Genomic DNA, 16,695 nt, shown 5'->3' with positions numbered 1-16,695 from the left:
TCAGCGCGGCGGGCGACTCGGCCGCTTCCACGGGGAGGCGGTTGTGCCTGGGGAAAGGACTGATCGTGCGTCAACGTTCGCTTATCGCCATCACCGCCGCGCTGGCGGCGGGAGCGCTCACCCTCACCGCCTGCGGCTCGCGCGACAGCGGCGACAAGAAGGGCTCCGACGCCGGCGACGGCACCACCGTCGTCATCGGCGTCGACTCCCCCCTGACCGGCGACCTGTCCGCCATGGGCCTCGGCATCAAGAACTCGGCGGACCTCGCCGCCAAGAACGCCAACAAGCAGAAACTCGTCAAGGGCGTCACCTTCAAGATCGAAGCCCTCGACGACCAGGCCCAGCCGTCCGCCGGCCAGCAGAACGCCTCCAAGTTCGTCGGCGAGCAGGAGGTCCTCGGTGTCGTCGGCCCGCTGAACTCCTCGGTCGCCGAGTCGATGCAGAAGGTCTTCGACGACGCCAAGCTGGTCCAGGTCTCACCGGCCAACACCGGCCCCGCCCTCACACAGGGCGCAGACTGGCAGAACAAGAAGGTCCGCGGGTACAAGTCGTACTTCCGCACCGCCACCACGGACGCCATCCAGGGCCCGTTCGCCGCCCAGTACGTCTACAACGAGGCCAAGAAGAAGAAGGTCTTCGTCATCGACGACAAGAAGACCTACGGCTCCGGCCTCGCCGCCACCTTCACCAAGGAGTACAAGAAGCTCGGCGGCAAGGTCGTCGGCACCGAGCACATCAACCCCGACGCCAAGGACTTCTCCGCGGTCGCCACCAAGGTGAAGAACTCCGGTGCCGACATCGTCTACTACGGCGGCGAGTACCCGCAGGCCGGCCCGCTCAGCAAGCAGATCAAGGCCGCCGGCGCCAAGATCCCGCTCGTCGGCGGCGACGGCATCAAGGACGACACCTTCATGAAGCTGGCGGGCGCCGAGGCCACCGGCGACCTCGCCACCTCGGTCGGCGCCCCGGTCGAGGACCTGCCCTCCGCCAAGCAGTTCGTCGCCGACTACAAGGACGGCGGCTACAAGGAGGAGTACTCGGCCTACGGCGGCTACGCCTACGACTCCGCCTGGGCGATCATCGAGGCCGTGAAGAAGGTCGTCGACGCAAACGACGGCAAGGTCCCCTCCGACGCCCGCGCGAAGATCACCGAGGCGATGCAGGGGGTGTCCTTCGACGGCGTGACCGGCAAGGTCTCCTTCGACGAGTACGGCGACGCCACCAACAAGCAGCTCACCGTCTACGCCGTGAAGAACGGTGCCTGGGTTCCCGTCAAGTCCGGTACCTACACCGGCTGATCCACGCCTGACCCACTCAAGAGCCGCGCGGGGCGCTGTTCCACTGGCGCCCCGCGCGGACTCGCATCCGGCCACATCCCTCGCACTTTCCGAACGCTCGGAGGACATGCGGTGAACGAACTGCCGCAGCAGCTGGTCAACGGCCTGCTACTAGGATCCATGTACGGGCTGGTCGCCATCGGCTACACAATGGTCTACGGCATTGTCCAGCTCATCAACTTCGCCCACGGCGAGATATTCATGACGGGAGCGTTCGGCGCTCTCACCGTCTGGCTCTGGCTCCCCGGCGGCACCAGCATGTGGCTCGCGCTGCCGCTGATGATCGTCGGCGCCGTCATCGTCGCGGTCGCCATCGCCGTCGGGGCGGAACGGTTCGCCTACCGGCCCCTCCGCACCGCCCCACGCCTGGCGCCCCTGATCACGGCCATCGGCCTCTCCCTCGCGCTCCAGCAGGCGGTGTGGGCCTGGTACCCGGAGGCGAAGTCCGCGCGCACCTTCCCGCAGATCGAGGGCGGCCCCTTCGAGATCGGCAGCGTCACGATCCAGACCGGTGACATCTTCCTCGTCGCCGCCGCCCCGATCAGCATGGCGATCCTCGCCTACTTCGTGATGAAGACCCGCACCGGCCGCGGAATGCAGGCCACCGCCCAGGACCCCGACACCGCGAAGCTGATGGGCGTCAACACCGACCGCATCATCGTGATCGCCTTCGCGCTCGGCGCCGCGTTCGCCGCGGTCGGAGCCGTCGCCTACGGCCTGAAATACGGCGAGATCAACTTCCGTATGGGCTTCATCCTTGGTCTGAAGGCGTTCACCGCGGCCGTCCTCGGCGGCATCGGCAACATCTACGGCGCCATGATCGGCGGCGTGGTCCTCGGCGTGGCCGAGACCCTGGCCACCGCCTACATCGCCGACATCCCGGGCATGGACAAGTTCGGCAGCCAGTCATGGGCCGACGTCTGGGCCTTCGTACTCCTCATCCTCGTACTGCTGTTCAGGCCACAGGGCCTGCTCGGCGAGCGCGTCGCGGACAGGGCGTGAGACCGATGACCACACAGACCACCGCACCCGACACCCCCGGCGCCCGCAAGGCCGACGCCCCGTCCGGTCTGCTCCCCCTCCCCGAGAAGGCCGCCCGCGCCCTCGCCCTCGGCGGCAGCGCGCTGACGATCGTCTCCACCTTCCTCGCCTGGACCTGGACCGCCGACTTCCCCGGCGACCTCACCGTCTACGGCTACCCGGGCGGCCTCCAGGTCCTCGTCCTCATCGGCGCGCTCGTCGCCACGGTGTTCGCACTGGCCTCCTACGGCATCCGCGGCCTCGGCTGGCTGACACCCGCCGGCCCCGACGCGGCCCTGAAGTTCGCCACCCTGGCCACCTTCGCCACCAGCTGGTACACCGTCATCGCCATCAGCACCGAACTCGGCGGCGTCGTCAACCTCGAACCGGGTGGCTTCCTGGTCGCCGTCGGCAGCCTCGCCGCCCTGGCCGGTGCGCTCTCCCTGCCCTTCCGGCGGCCCGAGCCCGACCCGATCGACCCCGACGACACCGGCTGGGAGAAGTTCAAGCACGCGGCCGCGTACAAGTGGGAGACCACCAAGGCGGTCTTCGCCGCCGGTTCGCCCCGGCCGGTGCGCGCCCTGCCGTCGTACGCGGAGATCCTGATCATCGTCGCGATCCTCGCACTCGGCCTGGTCGTCTTCACCTACGGCATCGGCACCGAGTACGACGAGCTGTTCGTCGGCTTCCTGATCACCGCCGGCTTCGGCTTCGCCGCCCTGAACAAGGCGGGCCTGATCGCGCACGCCTCGCAGATCACCTCCCGGCACCAGAACATCACCATCTGCGGTGCCTTCGTCGCGGCGGCGCTCTTCCCCTTCACGCAGACCAACGACCAGTACGCGACCCTCGGCGTCTACATCCTCATCTTCGCCACCGTCGCCCTCGGCCTGAACATCGTCGTCGGCCTCGCCGGCCTGCTCGACCTCGGTTACGTCGCCTTCCTCGGCGTCGGCGCCTACGCCGCGTCCCTGGTCTCCGGCTCCCCCAGCTCGCCGTTCCACGTGCACTTCCCGTTCTGGGCCGCGGTCCTGGTCGGCGCCGCCGCCTCCCTCGTCTTCGGCGTGCTGATCGGCGCCCCGACGCTGCGACTGCGCGGCGACTACCTCGCCATCGTCACCCTCGGCTTCGGTGAGATCTTCCGCATCACCGCGAACAACCTCGACGGCACCTCCGGTCCCGACATCACCAACGGCTCCAACGGTGTCTCCTCCATCCCGAACCTCGACGTGCTCGGCTTCGATTTCGGCGCCCAGCACGACATGGGCGGCTTCACCATCGGCCGGTTCGCCAACTACTTCCTCCTGATGCTGATCATCACCGCGGTCGTGGTGCTGGTCTTCCGCCGCAGCGGCAACTCCCGCATCGGACGCGCCTGGGTGGCCATCCGCGAGGACGAGACCGCCGCACTCGCCATGGGCATCAACGGCTTCCGGGTCAAGCTCATCGCCTTCGCCGTCGGCGCCTCGCTCGCCGGTCTCGCGGGCACCGTCCAGGCCCACGTCACCTACACCGTGACACCCGAGCAGTACCTCTTCGCCGGCCCCATCCCGCCCAACTCGGCCTTCCTGCTGGCCGCGGTCGTCCTCGGCGGCATGGGCACCATCAGCGGTCCGCTGATCGGCGCGGCCCTGCTCTTCCTGATCCCGAACAAGCTCCAGTTCCTGGGCAACTACCAGCTCTTCGCCTTCGGTCTCGCACTCATCCTGCTGATGCGGTTCCGCCCCGAGGGCCTCATCCCCAACCGGCGCCGTCAGCTCGAGTTCCACGAAGAGGCGGAAGCGCCCACCCTCCTGACGAAGGCGGGGGCCTGACCACCATGACCACCGACACCACCACGAAGGACACCGCCCCCGGCGCCACCGCGCCCGGCGAGACCGTCCTCGACGCCCGCGGCGTGACCATGCGCTTCGGCGGCCTGACCGCCGTACGCGGCGTCGACCTCACCGTCAACGCCGGCGAGATCGTCGGCCTGATCGGCCCCAACGGCGCCGGCAAGACGACCTTCTTCAACTGTCTGACCGGTCTCTACGTCCCCACCGAGGGCGAAGTCCGCTACAAGGGCACCGTGCTGCCCCCCAAGTCCTTCAAGGTCACCGCGGCCGGTATCGCGCGCACTTTCCAGAACATCCGGCTGTTCGCCAACATGACGGTGCTGGAGAACGTGCTCGTCGGCCGCCACACCCGCACCAAGGAGGGCTTCTGGTCGGCCGTACTGCGCGGACCCGGCTTCCACCGGGCCGAGAAGGCGTCCAAGGACCGGGCCATGGAACTGCTGCGGTTCGTCGGCCTGGACCACAAGTCCGAGCACCTCGCCCGCAACCTGCCCTACGGCGAGCAGCGCAAACTGGAGATCGCGCGGGCCCTGGCCAGCGAGCCCGGTCTGCTGCTGCTCGACGAGCCGACGGCCGGCATGAACCCGCAGGAGACCCGCACCACCGAGGAACTGGTCTTCGCCATCCGGGACATGGGCATCGCCGTCCTCGTCATCGAGCACGACATGCGGTTCATCTTCAACCTGTGCGACCGCGTGGCCGTACTCGTGCAGGGCGAGAAGCTGATCGAGGGCGACAGCGCGACCGTCCAGGGCGACGAGCGCGTGATCGCGGCCTACCTCGGCGAGCCCTTCGAGGACGCGCCCGGCGCCGAGGAGGTGGCCGAGGTGGAGGCCGCCGAAGCGCACGCCGAGACCAAGACGGACGCCGCGCCCGGCAAGGAGAACGACCGATGACCGCACTGCTCGAAGTCGAGGACCTGCGGGTCGCCTACGGCAAGATCGAGGCCGTCAAGGGCATCTCCTTCAAGGTCGATGCCGGCCAGGTGGTCACCCTCATCGGCACCAACGGCGCCGGCAAGACCACCACCCTGCGCACGCTCTCCGGACTGCTGAAGCCGGTCGGCGGCCAGATCAAGTTCAACGGCAGGTCCCTGAAGAAGGTCCCGCCCCACCAGGTCGTCTCGCTGGGCCTCGCCCACTCCCCCGAGGGCCGGCACATCTTCCCGCGCATGAGCATCGAGGACAACCTGCGCCTCGGCGCGTTCCTGCGCAACGACAAGCCGGGCATCGAGAAGGACATCCAGCGCGCCTACGACCTCTTCCCCATCCTCGGGGAGCGCCGCAAGCAGGCCGCGGGCACCCTCTCGGGCGGTGAGCAGCAAATGCTGGCGATGGGCAGGGCACTGATGTCCCAGCCGAAGCTGCTGATGCTCGACGAGCCGTCGATGGGCCTGTCGCCGATCATGATGCAGAAGATCATGGCGACGATCGCCGAACTGAAGTCCCAGGGCACCACGATCCTGCTGGTCGAGCAGAACGCCCAGGCGGCGCTCTCGCTGGCCGACCAGGGTCATGTGATGGAGGTCGGCAACATCGTCCTGTCCGGCACGGGCCAGGATCTGCTGCACGACGAGTCGGTCCGCAAGGCGTACCTCGGCGAGGACTGAGCGGAACCACGACGAGGCCCGCGCCCCCTTCTCCGGGGCGCGGGCCGTTCGTACGCGGGCGGCGCTCAGCGGGCCGTTCGTACGCGGGCGGCGCTCAGCGGGCCGTTCGTACGCGTGCGGCGCTCAGTCCTTCTTCGCGGCCTTCTTCTCGTCGCTGTCCGCGATGACCGCCTCGGCGACCTGCTGCATCGACATGCGGCGGTCCATGGAGGTCTTCTGGATCCAGCGGAAGGCGGCCGGCTCGGTCAGGCCGTACTCGGTCTGCAGGATGGACTTCGCACGGTCGACCAGCTTGCGCGTCTCCAGCCGCAGGGTGAGGTCGGCGACCTCCTTCTCCAGCTGCTTCAGCTCGGTGAACCGGGAGACGGCCATCTCGATCGCCGGGACGACGTCGCTCTTGCTGAACGGCTTGACCAGGTAGGCCATGGCACCGGCGTCCCGGGCGCGCTCGACGAGGTCGCGCTGGGAGAAGGCGGTCAGCATCAGGACCGGCGCGATGGACTCCTCGGCGATCTTCTCGGCTGCGGAGATGCCGTCCAGCTTGGGCATCTTCACGTCGAGGATGACCAGGTCCGGCTTGTGCTCGCGGGCCAGTTCGACAGCCTGCTCACCGTCCCCGGCCTCGCCGACGACGGTGTACCCCTCCTCCTCCAGCATCTCCTTGAGGTCGAGCCGGATCAGGGCCTCGTCCTCGGCGATGACGACACGGGTCGTCAGCGGAGGCACGTGCGACTTGTCGTCGTCGGGCGCGTCTACGGGCTGGGGCGACTCGGGGGCGGTCACTGAGGCTCCTTGGTCCTGGGCAGGCCGGTACTGCTGACAAGAGCCTACCTAGCTGCGGTATGGTGGACAGGCAGCGGGTCGGGCGAAATCTTCGATTCGCAGGGGCTCCGGTAGTCCAATCGGCAGAGACGATACCCTCAAAAGGTATTCAGTGTGGGTTCGAGTCCCACCCGGGGCACTTTTCCTTGGATTCCAAGGTCGCTCATGCAAGCGGAGGATCACGTTCATGTGGTTCTCCGCTTTTTGCTGCGCTCAACGGGAATCAGCGACTCGGACCGGTCGGCGCCTCCGCCGCCGGGAAGACCTCCGTGGCGCTCACGGCCGGCCACCTCGTTCCCGAGCACGGAGAAGGGCCCCCGGTCGGCGAATTCCAGGGGCCCTACCGGTCACTTCGGGCTGTCGTCCTCGCCGATGTGGTGGACCCGGACCATGTTGGTCGAGCCGGAGACGCCGGGCGGGGAGCCCGCCGTGATCACCACGACGTCACCCTTCCGGCAGCGGCCGTACTTCAGCAGCAGCTCGTCCACCTGGTCGACCATGGCGTCGGTGGAGTCCACGTGCGGCCCGAGGAAGGTCTCGGCGCCCCAGGTGAGGCTGAGCTGGGAGCGGGTGGCCGGCTCGGGGGTGAAGGCGAGCAGCGGGATGGGCGAGCGGTAGCGGGAGAGCCGGCGGGCGGTGTCTCCCGACTGGGTGAACGCCACCAGGAACTTCGCGCCGAGGAAGTCGCCCATCTCGGCGGCGGCCCGGGCGACCGCGCCGCCCTGGGTGCGCGGCTTGTTCAGCTCGGTCAGCGGCGGCAGGCCCTTGGCCAGCATGTCCTCCTCCGCGGCTGCGACGATCTTCGCCATGGTGCGGACGGTCTCGACCGGGTACTTGCCGACGCTGGTCTCACCGGAGAGCATCACGGCGTCGGTGCCGTCCAGGACGGCGTTGGCGACGTCGGACGCCTCGGCGCGGGTCGGCCGGGAGTTGTCGATCATCGAGTCCAGCATCTGGGTGGCGACGATCACCGGCTTGGCGTTGCGCTTGGCGAGCTTGACGGCCCGCTTCTGGACGATCGGCACCTGCTCCAGCGGCATCTCGACGCCCAGGTCACCGCGGGCGACCATCAGCCCGTCGAAGGCGGCCACGATGCCGTCGAGGTTCTCCACCGCCTGCGGTTTCTCGACCTTGGCGATCACCGGGAGGCGGCGGCCCTCCTCGGCCATGATCCGGTGCACGTTCACGGCGTCGTCCCCGCTGCGGACGAAGGAGAGGGCGACGACGTCGAATCCGGTGCGCAGAGCCCAGCGCAGGTCGTCCTCGTCCTTCTTGGACAGGGCGGGGACGGAGACCGCGACGCCGGGAAGGTTCAGTCCCTTGTGGTCGGAGATCACGCCGCCTTCGACGACCCGGGTGCGTACGCGGGGGCCGTCGACGGCGGTCACCTCCAGGGAGACCTTGCCGTCGTCCACGAGGATGCGCTCGCCGGGGGCGACGTCGGCGGCGAGGCCGGCGTAGGTGGTGCCGCACTGGTGGCGGTCACCCTCGGCGCCGTCCTCGACGGTGATGGTGAAGGTGTCGCCGCGTTCAAGGAGTACCGGTCCTTCGGCGAAACGGCCGAGCCGGATCTTCGGGCCCTGAAGGTCGGCGAGGATTCCCACGCTGCGGCCGGTCTCGTCGGCCGCCTTTCGTACGCGCTGATAACGCTCCTCGTGCTCGGCGTGGGTGCCGTGGCTGAGGTTGAACCGGGCGACGTCCATTCCGGCCTCGACGAGTGCCTTGATCTGGTCGTACGAGTCGGTGGCGGGCCCCAGAGTGCAGACGATCTTTGCTCGGCGCATGAATCCGAGCCTATGCCTTACCCGCGGGTAGAGAATTGGGCCCGCGTGACCACTCAACAGACATTGGGCAAAGGGTTATTGACAAGTGTTGAATTGTGCGGCGGTTCGCTCCTATGAGCGATGGTCATCAGATCGCAACCTCCCGGACCTGTTGCCGTAGGTCATGTGCAGGACAGAATCTACGCGCGTTGTCGACCCTGCGCCGAGGAGACCGAAGATGCCGTTCAACCGCCGGAAGTTCCTGAAGAAGTCCGCCGCCACCGGAGCGGGAGTGGCGATCGCCGGTGCGGCGGCGGCTCCGGCGGCCGAGGCGGCGGAGGCCGGGAAGCACGGACACCCCGTGAAGCGGTACTCCCTGACCGTCATGGGCACCACCGACCTGCACGGTCACGTCTTCAACTGGGACTACTTCAAGGACGCGGAGTACTCCGACACAGCGGGCAACGCGATGGGCCTGGCGCGCATCTCGACGCTGGTGAACCAGGTGCGCAAGGAGAAGGGCCGCCACAACACGCTGCTGCTGGACGCCGGTGACACCATCCAGGGCACCCCGCTGACCTACTACTACGCCAAGGTCGACCCGATCACGGCCAAGGGCGGCCCGGTGCACCCGATGGCGCAGGCGATGAACGCGATCGGGTACGACGCGGCGGCCCTCGGCAACCACGAGTTCAACTACGGCATCGAGACGCTGCGGAAGTTCGAGTCCCAGTTGTGCTTCCCGCTGCTCGGCGCCAACGCCGTGGACGCGAAGACGCTGCGGCCCGCCTTCCCCCCGTACTTCATGAAGACGTTCCACGTGCCGGGCGCCAAGCCGGTCAAGGTCGCCGTCCTCGGCCTGACCAACCCGGGCATCGCGATCTGGGACAAGGCGTATGTGCAGGGCAAGCTGGCGTTCCCGGGCCTGGAGGAGCAGGCCGCCAAGTGGGTGCCGAAGCTGAGGTCGATGGGCGCGGACGTGGTCGTCGTCTCGGCGCACTCGGGTGCCTCGGGCACGTCGTCGTACGGCGACCAGGTGCCGTACGTGGAGAACGCGGCGGCCAACGTCGCCAAGCAGGTCCCCGGCATCGACGCCATCCTGGTCGGCCACGCGCACGTGGAGATCCCGGAACTGAAGGTCGTCAACGAGAAGACCGGCAGGACGGTCGTACTGTCCGAGCCGCTGTGCTACGCCGAGCGGCTCACCCTCTTCGACGTCGAGCTGGTGTTCAGCAAGGGCCGCTGGGAGGTCGAGTCCGTCTCCGCGTCCCTGCGCAACTCCAACTCCGTCGCCGACGACCCGGAGATCACCCAGCTGCTGACCGACGAGCACAAGAAGGTCGTCGCGTACGTCAACCAGGTCGTGGGCCGGGCGACCGAGACCCTGACCACCGTCGACGCCCGTTACAAGGACGCCCCGATCATCGATCTGATCACCAAGGTCCAGGAGGACGTGGTCAAGGCGGCGCTCGTGGGCACCCAGTACGCCTCGCTGCCGGTGATCGCCCAGGCATCGCCGTTCTCCCGGACCTCCGAGATCCCGTCCGGTGACGTCACCATCCGGGGCCTGTCGAGCCTGTACGTCTACGACAACACGCTGGTCGCCAAGCTGCTGACGGGCGCCCAGGTGCGTGCCTACCTGGAGTACTCGGCGGAGTACTACGTGCAGACCGCCCCCGGAGCGGCCGTCGATCCCGACAAGCTGACCAACGCGAACAACCGTCCGGACTACAACTACGACTACGTCTCGGGCCTCGCGTACGACATCGACATCGCCCAGCCGGCCGGATCGCGGATCAAGAACCTCACCTTCGGCGGGGCCGCGCTGGACGACGCCCAGCAGTTCGTGCTCGCTGTGAACAACTACCGCGCCAACGGCGGCGGTGCCTTCCCGCACGTCGCCACCGCCAAGGAGCTGTGGTCGGAGTCGACGGAGATCCGAACACGGATCGCGGAGTGGGTGACCGCCAAGGGCGTCCTGGACCCGAAGGACTTCGCGTCGGTGGACTGGAAGCTGGTGCGGAACGGCACACCGGTCTTCTAGAGCCCAGCAGCGACTGACCGACGGCGTCGGCGACGGACGGCGCGCCGACGTCGGTCAGGTGCGGGCCGCCGCAGGTTGGGCGGCGATCGAGGTCGTGGTCATGGCACCCCGCTGCGGCGCCTTGCCGTGGGTCGTTCCGGGCCGGTACCTCACCGTCCCTCGACGAGCGGGACGAGCCGTGTCGACTGTCGGGCCTGCGGCATCCGGGGCGTCGTCTCCGCGAGGCCGAACGAGGTGAAGGCCGTTCGGGACGGCAGCGGGTACGGATCCTTCCCGGTGACCGTGTTGAGGATGGTGGCGCTGCGCCAGGCGGCGAGGCCCAGGTCGGGGGCGCCGACGCCGTGGGTGTGCAGCTCGGCGTTCTGGACGTAGACCGAGCCGGTGACGGAGGGGTCCAGGACGAGGCGGAAGGCCTCGTCGATGCGCGGGCGCTCGCTGCTGTCGCGGCGGACGTAGGGGTCGAGCCCCGCCAGGAGGCGGCCGAGGTGGCGTTCGCGGTAGCCGGTGGCGAGGACGACGGCGTCGGTGGTGAGCCGCGAGCGGCTGTCCTGCTGGAGGTGCTCCAGATGCAGCTCGATCTTGGTGGTGGCGACCCGGCCGGCGGTCCGGACACGGACCCCGGGGATGAGGACGGCGTCGGGCCAGCCGCCGTGCAGGGTGCGCCGGTAGAGCTCGTCGTGGATGGCGTCGAGGGTGCCGGCGTCGATGCCTTTGTGCAGCTGCCACTGGGCGGAGACCAGCCGGTCGCGGACGGGTTCGGCGAGGGCGTGGAAGTAGCGCGTGTAGTCCGGCGTGAAGTGCTCCAGGCCCAGCTTGGAGTACTCCATCGGCGCGAACGCCTCGGTCCGGCCGATCCAGTGCAGCTTCTCCCGGCCGGCCGGGCGGTGCTTGAGCAGGTCCAGGAAGACCTCGGCGCCGGACTGCCCGGAGCCGACGACGGTGACGTGCCCAGCGGCGAGGACGGAGTCGCGGTGGTCGAGGTAGTCGGCGGCGTGGACCACGGGCACGCCGGGCGCGTCCACCAGGGGCCGGAGGGGGTCGGGCACGTAGGGGGTGGTGCCGACACCGAGGACGATGTTGCGGGTGTACGTACGGCCCAGGGCCTCGGCCTGCCCCTCGACGTCGAGCTGGGTGTGGTCGACCTCGAACACGTCCCGGTCGGGGTTCCAGCGGACGGCGTCGACCTGGTGGCGGAAGTGCAGCCCGGGCAGTGCTTCGGCGACCCACCGGCAGTAGGCGTCGTATTCGGCGCGCTGGATGTGGAAGCGCTCGGCGAAGTAGAACGGGAAGAGCCGCTCGCGGGTCCTGAGGTAGCTGAGGAAGCTCCAGGGGCTGGTGGGGTCGACGAGGGTGACCAGGTCGGCGAGGAACGGCACTTGGATCGTGGCGCCCTCGATGAGCAGCCCGGGGTGCCAGTCGAAGCCGGGCCGCTGTTCGTAGAAGACGGCGTCGAGTTCGGCGAGCGGGTGGGCGAGGGCGGCGAGGGAGAGGTTGCAGGGGCCGATGCCGATGCCGACCAGGTCGCGTGGGGAGTCTGGCTCGTGGCGTGGTGGGTGGGTCATCCTGGGGTGCTTCCTTCGACGAGTTTGAGCAGGTGGGCCAAGTCGTCCGGCCTGGTGTGGGGGTTGAGGACGGTGGCCTTGAGCCAGAGCCGGCCGTCGAGCCGGGCGCGGCCGAGGACGGCCCGGCCCTCGTGCAGCAGTCGTCGGCGCACGGCGGCCACGACGGCGTCGTCCGCCGCGGCCGGCCGGAACAGCACGGTGCTGATGACGGGCCGGCCGTACAGCTCGAAGCCGGGGTGCTCGCGGATCAGCGCGGCGAACTCGCGGGCCCGGGCGCAGACCTGGTCGACCAGGGCGCCGAGTCCGCTGCGGCCCAGTGTCTTCAGGGTGACGGCGATCTTCAGGATGTCGGGACGGCGGGTGGTGCGCAGGGAGCGGCCGAGCAGATCGGGGAGCCCGGCCTCGGTGTCGTCGTCGGCGTTCAGGTAGTCCGCGCGCTGGTGGAGTGCGGCGAGTTCGCCGGGGCGGGCGACGGCGAGGAGGCCGGCGGCTGCCGGCTGCCAGCCGAGCTTGTGCAGGTCGAGGGTGACGGTGTGGGCGGCTTCGAGCCCGGCGAGTCTGTCACGGTGCCGGTCGCTGAAGAGGAGGCCGCCGCCGTAGGCCGCGTCGATGTGCAGCCGGGCGCCGTGGGCGGTGCACAGGCCGGCGATCTCGGGGAGCGGGTCGATGAGGCCGGCGTCGGTGGTGCCGGCGGTGGCGGCGACCAGTACCGGGCCGGTGAGCGCGGTGAGGGCCTCGTCGAGGGTGGCCGGGTGCAGGGTGCCGGCCGGTGCGGGGAGCACGACGGGGTCGGGCAGGCCCAGCAGCCAGGCGGCGCGTGGCAGCGAGTGGTGGGCGTTCACCCCGCACACGAGGCGCACGCTGCCGCCGTGCGCCTCGCGGGCCAGCAGCAGGGCTAGTTGGTTGGACTCGGTGCCGCCGGTGGTGACGAGGGCGTCGGCGAGGCCGGCCGTACGCGCGAGGGTGCGGGCGACGGCGGCCTCCAGGGCGGAGGCGGCCGGGGCCTGGTCCCAGGAGTCCATAGAGGGGTTGAGGGCGCTCGCGGCGAGGTCGGCGGCGGTGGCCACGGCGAGCGGCGGGCAGTGCAGGTGGGCCGCGCAGAGCGGGTCGGCGGGGTCGGCAGCCCCTGCGGCGAGGGCCTGGACGAGGCCGCGCAGGGCGTCCGGGTCGCCGGTGTCCGGCAGGACGTTCCCGAGGGCGTCGGCGACGTGCGCGGCGACGGCCCGCGGTCCGCCGGCGGGCAGCGGGCCGCCGCGCCGGCGGCCGCCGGCCGCGAGTGCGTCGAGCACGGTGGCGAGGAGCGGTCGCAGGGCGTCGGGGCCGCCGGGGCCCGAGGCGAGCGGCGGCGTGCTCGGGGCGTCTCCTCCGCTCATGGGCTCTCCTGAGGGGCACGGGCCGGCCCGGCGTGCTGCGGGGCGCGAGGCTTCCGGCTTGCGGGTGGAGTCCCAGCTTGTACCGGAAGAGAGCCCTGTGTCCCGAAAGCCCGGCGAACGAAACCCGAAAGTGTGTACTGCCGCACCGGGAAAGCCCGGCGAACGGAACCCGGGAGTGTGTACTGCCGCACCGGAAAAGTACGGCGGGCGGAGCCCGGGGTGGGGAGTTACTGCCGCACCCGGGAAGCCCGGCGAACGGAAGGTGGGCTGCCGCACCCGAGAAGCCCGGCGGACGCAAGGTGTACTGCCGCACCGGAGAAGCCCGGCGAACGGAACCCGGAGGTGTCTACTGCCGCACCCGGGAAGTCCGGCGAACGGAATCCGGAGGTGTGTACTGCCCTCCGGGGAGGGCACGTTGCGGGGTGGCCGTGCCGCTTTCGGCTACGTCCGGAAGTCCGCGGCGTGGTCGCGGGCCCACCGGGTGGAGGCGCGGGCCGGGGAACCGGTGATCTTCTCCACCGTGCCGGTGATCTCCGGGGGCACACCGGCGGACTCCCCGAGGGTGCGGGGCGGCCGGCCCCCCGCCTCGTCGGCAGGGGCCGGCCGCGTCCTGTGTCGCCGGGCCTACGCCGTGCCCTCTTCGCCCCGCACCCGCAGCGCACGGGACAGGTCGTCCAGGCGGTCGGCGAGAGTGCGGCGCAGGGCCGGGGTGAGCTCGGTGTCGCGCAGGCAGTCCTGGCCGAGCCGCAGATTGTCGGCGTCGACGGCGTGCGCCGGAAAGCCCCAGCGGCCGGCGGCGACGGCGATGGCGGGGCCGCGGCGGGTGGCGAGGGCGACCGCCTCCGGGTAGAAGCGCGGCACGTACTCCCGGATCAGCTCGGCCTGTTCGGGCTGCCAGAAGCCCTGTGCGGTGGCCGTGAACAGGTAGTTGGACAGGTCGTCGCCGGTGAACATCGCCTCCCAGGCGGCGCGCTTGGCCTCCGGGTCGGGCAGGGCGGCGCGGCAGCGGGCGGCGCCCTCCTGGCCGGTGGCGCTCGGGTCACGGGCCAGCTCGGCGGCGATGGCGGCCTCGTCGACGGCACCGAGCACGGCGAGCCGGGCGAGGATGCGCCAGCGCAGCTCGGGATCGAGCTCCGGGCCACCGGGCACCGTGCCGTCGGCGAGCCAGGCGGCGATGGTCTCCGGGTGGGCGGCCACGCCGATCAGGTGCCGCACGGCGATCAGCCGCAGGCCGGGGTGGTCCCCGTCCTCGGTACGCCGCAGCAGGTCGCGGCAGAGGGAGGTGAGGGCGGCGAGGGCGGCCGGCCGGTCCTGCGGTGCCAGGTACTGCTCGGTGAGCTGGCCGGCGGCGAAGGCGAGGACGCCCTGCGCGACGGCCAGGTCGGTCTCGCGCGGGAGGTGGGCGCGGGCCGTCTCCAGGTAGGCGGCGGGCGGGAGTTCGCCGTCGCGGACGGCGTCCCGCAGGGCGTTCCAGACGACCGCGCGGGTGAGCGGGTCGGGCAGGCCGGACAGGCCGGTGCGGACCGTCTCGAAGGACGCGGGGTCGAAGCGGACCTTGGCGTAGGTGATGTCGCCGTCGTTGAGGAGGACCAGCGCGGGGCGCTTGCCGATGGGCTGCGGGGCGGCCTGCGGGACGTCGAGGTCGAGGCGCTCGCGCAGCACCAGCCGGCCCTCGTCGGCGACGTCGTGGTCGTACAGGCCGACGCTGAGGCGGTGCGGGCGGCTGCCCGCGCGCCCCGCGGTCAGCGTGCAGGTGCCGGCGGCGGCGATCACCGGGGTGAGCGTGTCGACGCCGGTGGTACGCAGCCAGCTGTCGGCCCAGGCGTGCACGTCGCGGTCGGTGGCCGAGGCGAGCGAGTCGATGAAGTCGGCGAGGGTGGCGTTGCCGAACTTGTGTCGCGTGAAGTGGGTGTTGATGCCGGCGAGGAAGTCCTTCTCGCCGAGCCAGGCGGCCAGCTGGCGCAGCGCGGAGGCGCCCTTGGCGTAGGAGATGCCGTCGAAGTTGAGCAGGGCGGAGGCCGTGTCCTCGACGTTCTCGGGGGCGACCGGGTGGGTGGTGGGCCGCTGGTCGGCGTCGTAGCCCCACGCCTTGCGGGTGACGGCGAATTCGGTCCAGGGGTCGGTGAAGCGGGTGGCCTCGGCAGTGGTCTGGTAGCCCATGTACTCGGCGAAGGACTCGTTCAGCCAGATGTCGTCCCACCACTTGAGGGTGACGAGGTCGCCGAACCACATGTGGGCCATTTCGTGCGCGATGACCATGGCTCGGGTCTGCCGCTCGGTGTCGGTGACGGCGGAGCGGTAGACGAAGTCGTCGCGGAAGGTGACCAGGCCCGGGTTCTCCATGGCGCCGGCGTTGAACTCGGGGACGAACGCCTGGTCGTAGGAGTCGAAGGGGTACGGCTCCTCGAACTTCTCGTGGTAGCGGTCGAAGCACGCGCGCGTGATGTCGAGGATCTCGTCGGCGTCGGTGTCGAGGTGGGGCGCGAGGGAGCGGCGGCAGTGGATGCCGAACGGCAGCCCGCGGTGCTCGGTACGCACCGAGTGCCAGGGGCCGGCGGCGACGGCGACCAGGTAGGTGGAGATCGGCGGGGTGGGCGCGGCCTGCCAGGCGCCGTCGGCGCGGCGTGCGGTGACGCCGTTGGCGAGGACGGTCCAGCCTTCGGGTGCCTTGGCCGAGACCTCGAAGACGGCCTTCAGGTCGGGCTGGTCGAAGGCGGCGAAGACCCGCTGGACGTCGTCCATGAACATCTGGGTGTAGACGTACGTCTCACCGTCGCTCGGGTCGGTGAAGCGGTGCATGCCCTCGCCGGTGCGGGAGTAGCGCATGGCCGCGTGGACGCGCAGCTCGTGCTCGCCGGCGGTGAGGTTCTTCAGCGGCAGCCGGTCCTCGCTCAGCGACTCCGGGTCGAGCGGCTGTCCGTCGAGCGTGACGCTGCGCAGCTCGGCGGGCTTCAGTTCGACGAACGTGTCCCCGTCGGTCCGGGCGGTGAACCGGATCGCGGTACGGGAGTCGAAGGTCTCGTCACCGGTCGTGAGGTCCAGTTCGACCGTGTACCGGTGGACGTCGAGGAACTGTGCTCGGAGCTGCGCTTCGTCGCGCGTGAGAACGGACATGCAGGCCATGCTGCCTGATGGGAGCGACAGCGCACAGGGGCGGATCGGTACGCGGCTTTTGTCCGCTGCGCGCCCCTGGGCGATTTCCTCGCCGACCGGGTCCCCGGACCTCCCTGTCGGCCCCTGACCGGTTCCCTGGTCGACTGCCGGTCGGCGCCCTGACCGGTCCCTGGCCGGCTCCCGGTCGGCGCCTGATCGACCTCCCTGGCCGGCGCC

Annotated in this window: 11 protein-coding genes and 1 tRNA gene; 7 read left to right on the top strand and 5 right to left on the bottom strand. The window is 70.2% G+C overall.

Annotated elements, in window-relative coordinates; all coding sequences use genetic code 11:
- Window positions 1-65: 65 nt before the first annotated feature.
- The 5 genes from ACIGYR_RS12435 (at window position 66) to ACIGYR_RS12415 (ending at window position 5,801) form a co-directional block, all read left to right on the top strand.
- Window positions 66-1,298, top strand: coding sequence for a branched-chain amino acid ABC transporter substrate-binding protein (locus tag ACIGYR_RS12435; protein ID WP_391839305.1), 1,233 nt, complete (start codon window positions 66-68; stop codon window positions 1,296-1,298).
- 111 nt (window positions 1,299-1,409) lie between these two features.
- Window positions 1,410-2,339 (top strand): branched-chain amino acid ABC transporter permease, encoded by a 930-nt coding sequence (locus ACIGYR_RS12430; RefSeq protein WP_391839303.1) that lies wholly within the window; start codon window positions 1,410-1,412, stop codon window positions 2,337-2,339.
- A gap of 5 nt (window positions 2,340-2,344) precedes the next feature.
- Entirely contained in the window at window positions 2,345-4,171 is a 1,827-nt protein-coding gene (locus ACIGYR_RS12425; RefSeq protein ID WP_391839301.1) for a branched-chain amino acid ABC transporter permease, read from the top strand.
- Window positions 4,172-4,176: 5 nt separating this feature from the next.
- Window positions 4,177-5,088: an ABC transporter ATP-binding protein gene (locus tag ACIGYR_RS12420; protein WP_399595372.1), complete on the top strand. Its 912-nt coding sequence runs from the start codon at window positions 4,177-4,179 to the stop codon at window positions 5,086-5,088.
- A complete protein-coding gene (locus tag ACIGYR_RS12415) occupies window positions 5,085-5,801 on the top strand; it encodes an ABC transporter ATP-binding protein (protein WP_399595374.1) in 717 nt (238 codons plus the stop codon). Before ACIGYR_RS12420 ends, ACIGYR_RS12415 begins: the two co-directional genes overlap by 4 nt.
- A gap of 123 nt (window positions 5,802-5,924) precedes the next feature.
- Here ACIGYR_RS12415 and ACIGYR_RS12410 read toward each other — a convergent pair whose 3' ends face one another.
- Window positions 5,925-6,584, bottom strand: a complete 660-nt coding sequence (locus tag ACIGYR_RS12410; RefSeq protein ID WP_391839297.1) for an ANTAR domain-containing response regulator — start codon at window positions 6,582-6,584, stop codon at window positions 5,925-5,927.
- 104 nt (window positions 6,585-6,688) lie between these two features.
- Between ACIGYR_RS12410 and ACIGYR_RS12405 the strand changes: the two genes are divergently transcribed.
- Window positions 6,689-6,762 (top strand) — tRNA-Leu (locus ACIGYR_RS12405).
- A 208-nt stretch (window positions 6,763-6,970) separates the two neighbouring features.
- On the opposite strand, the gene pyk is transcribed toward ACIGYR_RS12405, so the two are convergent.
- The gene (gene pyk / locus ACIGYR_RS12400) at window positions 6,971-8,407 is read right to left on the bottom strand and encodes a pyruvate kinase (RefSeq protein WP_399595377.1); all 1,437 of its coding nucleotides are present in this window, start codon (window positions 8,405-8,407) and stop codon (window positions 6,971-6,973) included.
- Window positions 8,408-8,624: 217 nt separating this feature from the next.
- Between pyk and ACIGYR_RS12395 the strand changes: the two genes are divergently transcribed.
- Window positions 8,625-10,430, top strand: a complete 1,806-nt coding sequence (locus ACIGYR_RS12395) for a bifunctional metallophosphatase/5'-nucleotidase (protein WP_399595379.1) — start codon at window positions 8,625-8,627, stop codon at window positions 10,428-10,430.
- A 149-nt stretch (window positions 10,431-10,579) separates the two neighbouring features.
- Here ACIGYR_RS12395 and ACIGYR_RS12390 read toward each other — a convergent pair whose 3' ends face one another.
- The 3 genes from ACIGYR_RS12390 to pepN form a co-directional block, all read right to left on the bottom strand.
- The gene (locus ACIGYR_RS12390) at window positions 10,580-11,992 is read right to left on the bottom strand and encodes a lysine N(6)-hydroxylase/L-ornithine N(5)-oxygenase family protein (RefSeq protein WP_399595381.1); all 1,413 of its coding nucleotides are present in this window, start codon (window positions 11,990-11,992) and stop codon (window positions 10,580-10,582) included.
- Window positions 11,989-13,365, bottom strand: coding sequence for a pyridoxal phosphate-dependent decarboxylase family protein (locus tag ACIGYR_RS12385; RefSeq protein WP_399595383.1), 1,377 nt, complete (start codon window positions 13,363-13,365; stop codon window positions 11,989-11,991). The genes ACIGYR_RS12390 and ACIGYR_RS12385 overlap by 4 nt, the downstream gene beginning before the upstream one ends.
- Window positions 13,366-13,989: 624 nt before the next feature.
- Entirely contained in the window at window positions 13,990-16,479 is a 2,490-nt protein-coding gene (gene pepN / locus ACIGYR_RS12380; protein ID WP_399595385.1) for an aminopeptidase N, read from the bottom strand.
- Window positions 16,480-16,695 lie beyond the last annotated feature (216 nt).

This window comes from Streptomyces sp. NPDC053076, from assembly GCF_044546845.1.
Lineage (GTDB): Bacteria > Actinomycetota > Actinomycetes > Streptomycetales > Streptomycetaceae > Streptomyces.
This window is presented reverse-complemented; position numbering and strand designations above follow the sequence as displayed.

What these genes read in the sequence shown, in the direction of transcription:
- ACIGYR_RS12385 (WP_399595383.1), bottom strand. Translation starts at nt 13,365, where the DNA reads ATGAGCGGAGGAGACGCCCCGAGCACGCCGCCGCTCGCCTCGGGCCCC.
- ACIGYR_RS12415 (WP_399595374.1), top strand. Translation starts at nt 5,085, where the DNA reads ATGACCGCACTGCTCGAAGTCGAGGACCTGCGGGTCGCCTACGGCAAG.
- ACIGYR_RS12390 (WP_399595381.1), bottom strand. Translation starts at nt 11,992, where the DNA reads ATGACCCACCCACCACGCCACGAGCCAGACTCCCCACGCGACCTGGTC.
- ACIGYR_RS12420 (WP_399595372.1), top strand. Translation starts at nt 4,177, where the DNA reads ATGACCACCGACACCACCACGAAGGACACCGCCCCCGGCGCCACCGCG.
- pyk (WP_399595377.1), bottom strand. Translation starts at nt 8,407, where the DNA reads ATGCGCCGAGCAAAGATCGTCTGCACTCTGGGGCCCGCCACCGACTCG.
- ACIGYR_RS12395 (WP_399595379.1), top strand. Translation starts at nt 8,625, where the DNA reads ATGCCGTTCAACCGCCGGAAGTTCCTGAAGAAGTCCGCCGCCACCGGA.
- pepN (WP_399595385.1), bottom strand. Translation starts at nt 16,479, where the DNA reads ATGTCCGTTCTCACGCGCGACGAAGCGCAGCTCCGAGCACAGTTCCTC.
- ACIGYR_RS12425 (WP_391839301.1), top strand. Translation starts at nt 2,345, where the DNA reads ATGACCACACAGACCACCGCACCCGACACCCCCGGCGCCCGCAAGGCC.